Raw genomic sequence first — 7,052 nt, 5'->3', positions numbered from 1 at the left:
CCGCCCCCCCGCCCGCGCCGCGCACACCCCCCCCCCCCCCCGCCCCCCCCCCCCCCCCCCCCCCCCGCCCCCCCCCCCCCCCCCCCCCCACCCCCCCCCCCCCCACGGTCCTGTCAGATCAGATATGAATCGGACGGCCATCCACGGCCAGGGCGGCTTCCTTCACGGACTCGCTCAGCGTCGGGTGGGCATGGCAGATCCGGGCCACATCCTCGGCACTGGCGCCGAACTCGATGGCGGTCACCATCTCGGCGATCAGGTGGCCGGCATCTGGGCCCAGGATATGGGCGCCCAGCGCGCGGTCGGTGGCCTTGTCCGCCAGGATCTTCACAAAACCGTCCGTGTCGCCCATGGCGCGGGCGCGGCCATTGGCCGTGAAGGGGAACTTGCCGACCTTATAGGCGGTGCCCGCGGCCTTCAGCTCCTCCTCCGTCGCGCCAACGGCGGCAACTTCGGGCCAAGTGTACACGATGCCGGGGATGGCGCCGTAATTCACATGGCCATGCTGGCCCGCCAGGATCTCGGCGATCGCGACGCCCTCATCCTCGGCCTTGTGGGCGAGCATGGCGCCAGCGATCACGTCGCCGATCGCATAGATGCCCGGCACATTGGTGGCGAAGTGGGCGTCGGTCTTCACCCGGCCACGCTCGTCCAGCGCCACGCCCACGGTGTCGAGGCCAAGGCCCTCCACATAGGGGCGGCGGCCAATGGCGACGAGCACCACATCCGCCTCGATTGACTGGACCTCGCCACCCTTAGCGGGCTCGACGGAGAGGGTGACGCCCTTGTCCGTCTTGGTGGCACCCGTGACCTTGTGGCCCAGCTTGAACTTGAAGCCCTGCTTGCCGAGGATCCGCTCGAACTGCTTGGCGACCTCGTTGTCCATGCCCGGCAGCAGGCGGTCGAGGAACTCGATCACCGTCACCTCGGCACCCAGGCGGCGCCACACGCTGCCCAGCTCCAGCCCGATCACGCCGCCGCCGATGACAACGAGGTGCTTCGGCACGGCCGGGAGCTCCAGAGCGCCCGTGGAGGTGACGATCACCTTCTCGTCCACCTCGACGCCGCGAAGCGGAACGCTCTCGCTGCCCGTGGCGATGACGATGTTCTTCGTCTCATAGGTCGTGCCGGCCACCTCGACTTTGCCCGGGGCCGTGATCTTGCCGGCGCCCTTGAGCCAGGTGACCTTGTTCTTGCGGAAGAGGAACTCGACGCCCTTCACATTGGCCGAGACCACCTCGCCCTTGCGTGCCTGCATGCGGGCCAGGTCGAGCTTCACGCCCTCCACATTGATGCCGTGATCGGCGAACTTATGGGCGATCTCCTCAAAATTCTCGGAGGACTGGAGAAGGGCCTTGGAGGGGATGCAGCCGATATTCAGGCAGGTCCCGCCCAGGGTCTCGCGTTTCTCGACGCAGGCCACCTTCATGCCGAGCTGGGCGGCCCGGATGGCGCAGACATAGCCGCCGGGGCCGGAGCCGATGACAATGAGGTCGAAGGATTCTGGCATGGGCGGCAATTCCTGGAATGATCTTCGGTGCGCGAGGTAGCAGCCCCAGCGCTTCCCTTGAAGTGCGCAAGCGCGATCAAGTGGGGTCGTGGCAGGGTTGTCCCTGCCGCATCACGGAGGCCGGATGGCCCTGAAGCCCGCCACCCGCCTGGATTACGGCACCCGTATCGCCCGCAGCATGGCCCTGCTGGCCCGCGACCTCGACCGTCCCCCTTCGCTGGAGGAACTGGCCTCGGCCGCCGCCTTCTCGCCTTGCCACTTCCACCGGATCTACCGGATGGTCGCAGGGGAAACCCCGGCCGGGACGCTGACCCGAATGCGCCTGATCGGCGCCGCCGCCGCGCTGGTGACAGGAGCGGAGCCGGTGGAGCAGGTGGCACGGAAGGCCGGCTATTCGGGCGCGGCAAGCTTCACCCGGGCCTTCCGGGCGGCGCATGGCGTTCCGCCCGCGGCCTACCGGGCCCGTGGAGGGCTCGGCGCCGTGCTGCGGCACCCTGGTGGCGGAACGAAGGACTCCCCCATGAGCATGAACGAGGTGACCATCCGCGACCTTCCCCCGTTGAGGCTGGCGGTGGTTTCGCATCGAGGCGACTACAGCCGGATTTCCGGAGCCTTCGACCAGCTGCTGGCCTGGGCCAAGCCACGTGGCCTGGTTGGGCCTGAGACGCGCTTCTTTGGCCGCTATTTCGACGATCCGTACAGCGTGCCGATGGCGGACTGGCGCTCCGAGGCAACCCTGACCGTGCCGGCTGGGGTTCAGGGCGAAGGGCTGGTGCAGATCGTGGAGTTGCCGGCCCTCCGCGTGGCCGCGCTACGCTTCAAGGGCCCCTATGCGGAGCTGGGTCGAGGCTATGACGTGCTCTACCGGGATTGGCTGCCCGGAAGCGGCGAGGAGCCCGACGATTTCCCGCCCATGGACGAGTCGTTGAACAACCCGCGTGTCCTGCCGCCCTCGGAGTGGCTGACAGAGATCCTGGTGCCGCTCCGGCCGCGTTGAGCTGCCTCAGGCGGCCCCTTGCAGCCGGGAGAGCGGGTAGATGGCGCGGTGCCCGCCCTCAACGTCCATGATGTGGCAGTCCACCCCGTAGATCCTGGCCAGCCGCTCGCGGGTCAGCGCTTCCTCCACCGGGCCGGCGAAGGCGGGCGCGCCGCCTTCCAGCATCAGCACGGCATCGGCGTAGCGGGTGGCGAGGTTGAGGTCGTGCAGCACCATGACCGTCGCCATGCCGGCGAGCCGGGTGTGCTCCCGCACCAATTCCAGCAAGTGGAGCTGGTTGGCGAGGTCCAGGGCCGAGGTCGGCTCGTCCAGCAGCAGGATACGCGGGCGGCGGACCAGGGCCAGGGCCAGCGCGACCATCTGGCGCTGGCCGCCCGACATCTCGCCGGGGGTGCGCCGCGCCAGTGGCTGGAGGCCGAGCAGGTCGATCATCTCCTGCGCGCGCCGCAGGCTCTCGGGCGGTGCGGCCCAGGCGAACTGGCCGCCATTCTGTGCCAGCAGCAGCAGGTCGAAGACGGTGAGCTGGGCGGAAAGCTGCGCCACGCCCTGGGCGACATAGCCGATCAGCCGACTGCGCTCAGCGGGGCCGGCCCGGGCGATGTCGCTGCCATCCAGCAGGATACGGCCACGAGCCGGCAGCAGCCCGGCCAGCCCACGGACCAGGGAGGTCTTGCCTGCGCCATTGCGGCCGAGCACGGCCAGGCATTCCCCCGCCCCCACCATGCAGGAGACGCCACGCACCGCTTCGTGCCGGCCGATCCGGACATGCAGATCCTCGATGCGCAGCAGGCTCATGCCGCAGCCCTCCGCCGGCTGTGAAGGATCTGCGCCAGGAAGAAGGGCAGGCCGAGCAGCGAGGTGACCATGCCGATCGGCAGCACCGCACCGGGGATGATCAGCTTGCTGACCAGCGAAGCCAGAGTCAGAACCAGCAGCCCGCAGGCCGCGGTGACGGCCAGGGAGAAACGCTGGTCTTCCCCCACCAGCATTCGCGCCATATGCGGCGCCACCAGCCCGACAAAGCCCACCACGCCAATAGTGGCGGTGGCCGAGGCCGCCAGCAGCGCCGCGGCCACCAACATGGTGAAGCGCAGGCGCTCCACCCGGATGCCCAGCACCACGGCGCCGTCACCGAAGCCGCGCAGCGCGGTCAGCGCCCAGGCCCGGGCGAGGAGAAGCGGAAGGATGAGCGCGACGATGATCGCGTTGATCGTCACCTTCATCCAGGTGGCCTTCAGCAGCGAACCAAGCAGCCAGAAGACAAGGGACTGAAGCTGGTTCTGGTCCGCCATGTACTGCGCAACGGCCAGCAGGGCGGAGAAGGTGAAATGCACGGCGATGCCGAGCAGCGTGACCGTTTCCACCCCCATGCCCGCGCGCCGGGCAAGAAGGGTGACAAAGACCACGGTCGCCAGGGCAAAGACGAAGGCGTTGACCGAGATGAAAAGCTCCGCCGGCAGCCAATCCGCCGCGGCGCCCAGGACGGAGGTGCCGAAAACCATCGCCAGGGCCGCGCCGAAGCCGGCGGCAGAGGAGATGCCAAGGGTGAAGGGCTCCGCGAGCGGATTGTTCAGCACGGTCTGCATCAGCGAGCCCGCCAGGGCGAGCCCGATCCCCGCCAGTGCCGCTGTGAAGGTGATGGGCATGCGCAATTCCCACAGCACCACCCGCACCGTCGGATCGACGGTGAAAGGGGAGAGCAGGCCGTCGATCACCTCCCGCACCGTGAGAGTGCCGGAACCGACCACGAGATCGGCCAGCAGCGCGGCAAAGCCCGCCAACAGCAACAAGGCCAGCAGCACGCTGCGCCATGCGACGGAGCGGCGGTAATCGCGGACCGCCGTGCCCTCCGCCGGCACGCCCTCTGCCAGCGCCGCTGCGGGCAGCGGCGCTGGCCTGATCAGTTCAGCCGTGTTCATTCCCTGATCCACCGGTCCACTAGCCGCCGATGCGGGGCGCGGGGCTGAAAAGAACGGTCTCGGTGGCCGGAATACGGGTGAAGCGCGCGATGATGGTCCGGAAGGTCTCGTCCGGGTTTAGATCCCCGAACTGCTCGGGATGGATCGCCTTCGCCATGGCCTCCAGTCCCACGATGTTCCAGGTGTGATTGTAGAACTGGTGCCAGACGCCGAAGACACGGCCGTTCTGAGCCGCCGCGATCCGGTCAAAGCCCGGACGGGTCTCCAGCCGGCCAAGGGCGGCGGAGATCACCTGCGGGTCGGCGCCATGGCCGAAGGGAATAGGAACCGCACCGCGGCTGCTCCAACGCTCGCCAGTCATAATATAGATGTCCGGCTTGCGGGCGATGACGGTCTCCATGGAGACATCGCCGCCCATGCCGGGCACCAGGTCGGAGCCGAGATTGTGGCCGCCAGCGGCCTCCACCAGCACGCCCCAGCCGATGCGGCCCTGGGTGGCGCAGCAATGCTCCGGTCCGGCAAAGCCAGCCCGGCTCTCCACGAAGACATTGGGGCGAGTGCCGGCGGCGGCGACCCCGCTCTCAACACGCGCGATGTGCTCGCGGGCGAAACTGGCGTATTCGGCGGCCTCGGCCTCACGATCCAGCGCCTGGCCAAGGACCTCGACAGAGCGGACGGCATTCGGCAGCGGGTCGAAATAGGTGTCCACGAAGACGAGCGGGATGTTGAGCTGGGCGAGGCGCTGGTCCACCCCCGCCTCCTTCAGCGCGCCCATGGCGCGGCGCTCGGCGATTACGAGCTGCGGACGGGAGGCGATGACCTGCTCGGCATTCACCTGGCCGTTGTCGCCGAAGCCCATATCGGGGACCGAGGCAGCTTTCGGCCAGACGGTCCGCAGGACGTTCCAGGTGGAAGTGTCGGCGCGGCTGGGAATGTTGTTCCAGGTGACGATGCGGGCGAAGGGGTCCTCGCGGTCCAGCATCGCGAGGATGGCGATGTTCCGGCCGTCCTGCAGCACGATCCGTTCGGGCTTACGGGGGATGGTCACCTCCCGCCCCGCCATGTCGGTCAGGGTGACCGGATATTGCGTGGCCTGGGCCGGCGCGGCCATGGCCAGAAAGGGCAGCACGGCGGCTGCAGCCAGGTGGGCAATCCAGCGGCGGGGCTTGGTCATGCGGTTCATCCTGTCGGGTCCGAACAAGCCTGGCCCTCCGTCCCCGCGTTGGAGCCTTAATGCGAATGACTTGCAATGATATTTGCGGTCATCTTCCGGTCACGCGCAAGCCAAACCGGCCGGACGTCACGCCCCCGAAACGCGAAGCGCGCCGGAGGGTCCCCCCTCCGGCGCGCTTCGATGTTCTGATCGGTGAGATCAGAGGCCGAGCAGCAGGCGCCGCGCGTCCTCAACGCTCTCCTTCACGCGCACGAGGAAGGACACCGCCTCCTTCCCGTCCACGATCCGGTGGTCATAGGACAGGGCGATGTACATCATCGGGCGGATCTCGATCTTGCCGCCCACCGCCATCGGCCGCTCCTTGATCGCGTGCATCCCAAGGATGCCGGACTGGGGCGGGTTCAGGATCGGGGTGGACATCAGCGAGCCATAGATGCCGCCATTGGTGATGGTGAAGCTGCCGCCCGCCATCTCCTCCAGCTTCAGCTGGCCAGCGCGGACGCGCTTGCCGAAGTCACCGATCGTCTTCTCGACATCGGCGAAGGACATGTCCTGCACGTTGCGGAGCACGGGCACGACGAGGCCGGATGGGCCGCCCACCGCGATGCCCATATGGACGAAGTTCTTGTAGATGATCTCGTCCCCGGAGATTTCGGCATTGACGGCCGGGAACTCCTGCAGGGCGGCCACGCAGGCCTTCACGAAGAAGGACATGAAGCCAAGCTTCACGCCGTGCTTCTTCTCGAAGGCGTCCTTGTACTCGGCGCGCAGGGCCATCGCATTCGTCATGTCCACCTCGTTGAAGGTGGTCAGCATGGCGGCGGTGTTCTGCGCCTCCTTCAGCCGGCGCGCGATGGTCAGGCGCAGGCGGGTCATCTTCACCCGCTCCTCGCCGCCCTCGGGCGTGCGGGGGGCCGACTTGGCGGCCGGCGCGGGCGCGGCGGCAGGAGCCGGGCGGGAGAGGAACTCCAGCACGTCACCCTTGGCGATGCGGCCGTCCTTGGCGCTGCCCTGGCCGATCTGCTCGGCCGAAATGCCCTTCTCGGACATCATCTTCGCCGCCGCGGGAAGCGGGGCGTGGGACTCGGCACCGCCGGGGCGGGAAACGGGGCCCGTGGCCGGGCGCGGCTCCTCCACCTTCGGCGCGGCCGGGGCCGCGGCCGCCGGGGCGGCAGCCGGCGCGGCGGGCTTGGCCGCCGGGGCACCGGCGCCGGTGCCCAGCGTGCCGAGCAGGCCGCCGACCTCCACTTCCGCGCCCTCATCGGCCGCGATGCTCTCGATGGTGCCGGCGGCGGGGGCGTTCACCTCCACCGTCACCTTGTCGGTCTCCAGCTCAACCAGCGGCTCGTCGGCCGCCACGGACTCGCCCGCCTTCTTCAGCCAGCGTGCCACAGTCGCGGTGGTGACGCTCTCGCCCAGCGTGGGCACCAGGATCTCGGTCATCGGTCTTTC

Annotated in this window: 6 protein-coding genes; 1 reads left to right on the top strand and 5 read right to left on the bottom strand. The window is 68.8% G+C overall.

Annotation, left to right across the window (positions count from 1 at the left end):
• Positions 1-118: 118 nt before the first annotated feature.
• A complete protein-coding gene (lpdA, locus tag ACO1BU_RS20310; protein ID WP_424137789.1) occupies positions 119-1,510 on the bottom strand; it encodes a dihydrolipoyl dehydrogenase in 1,392 nt (463 codons plus the stop codon).
• Between the two features lie 124 nt (positions 1,511-1,634).
• Between lpdA and ACO1BU_RS20305 the strand changes: the two genes are divergently transcribed.
• Positions 1,635-2,507: an AraC family transcriptional regulator gene (locus ACO1BU_RS20305; protein ID WP_424137788.1), complete on the top strand. Its 873-nt coding sequence runs from the start codon at positions 1,635-1,637 to the stop codon at positions 2,505-2,507.
• Between the two features lie 6 nt (positions 2,508-2,513).
• Here ACO1BU_RS20305 and ACO1BU_RS20300 read toward each other — a convergent pair whose 3' ends face one another.
• The 4 genes from ACO1BU_RS20300 to odhB form a co-directional block, all read right to left on the bottom strand.
• Positions 2,514-3,302 (bottom strand): ABC transporter ATP-binding protein, encoded by a 789-nt coding sequence (locus tag ACO1BU_RS20300; protein WP_424137787.1) that lies wholly within the window; start codon positions 3,300-3,302, stop codon positions 2,514-2,516.
• Positions 3,299-4,426 (bottom strand): FecCD family ABC transporter permease, encoded by a 1,128-nt coding sequence (locus tag ACO1BU_RS20295; protein ID WP_424137786.1) that lies wholly within the window; start codon positions 4,424-4,426, stop codon positions 3,299-3,301. The genes ACO1BU_RS20300 and ACO1BU_RS20295 overlap by 4 nt, the downstream gene beginning before the upstream one ends.
• A 19-nt stretch (positions 4,427-4,445) precedes the next feature.
• Positions 4,446-5,600 carry an ABC transporter substrate-binding protein gene (locus ACO1BU_RS20290; RefSeq protein ID WP_424137785.1) on the bottom strand — a complete coding sequence of 385 codons (1,155 nt, stop codon included), beginning with the start codon at positions 5,598-5,600 and terminating at the stop codon, positions 4,446-4,448.
• A gap of 198 nt (positions 5,601-5,798) precedes the next feature.
• Positions 5,799-7,043, bottom strand: coding sequence for a 2-oxoglutarate dehydrogenase complex dihydrolipoyllysine-residue succinyltransferase (odhB, locus tag ACO1BU_RS20285; RefSeq protein ID WP_424137784.1), 1,245 nt, complete (start codon positions 7,041-7,043; stop codon positions 5,799-5,801).
• Between the last annotated feature and the right edge of the window lie 9 nt (positions 7,044-7,052).

It is taken from the genome of Roseomonas chloroacetimidivorans, from assembly GCF_049629625.1.
Taxonomy (GTDB): domain Bacteria; phylum Pseudomonadota; class Alphaproteobacteria; order Acetobacterales; family Acetobacteraceae; genus Roseomonas; species Roseomonas chloroacetimidivorans.
Note: the sequence above shows the minus strand (reverse complement) of the source record. Positions and strands in the feature narration are given on the sequence as shown.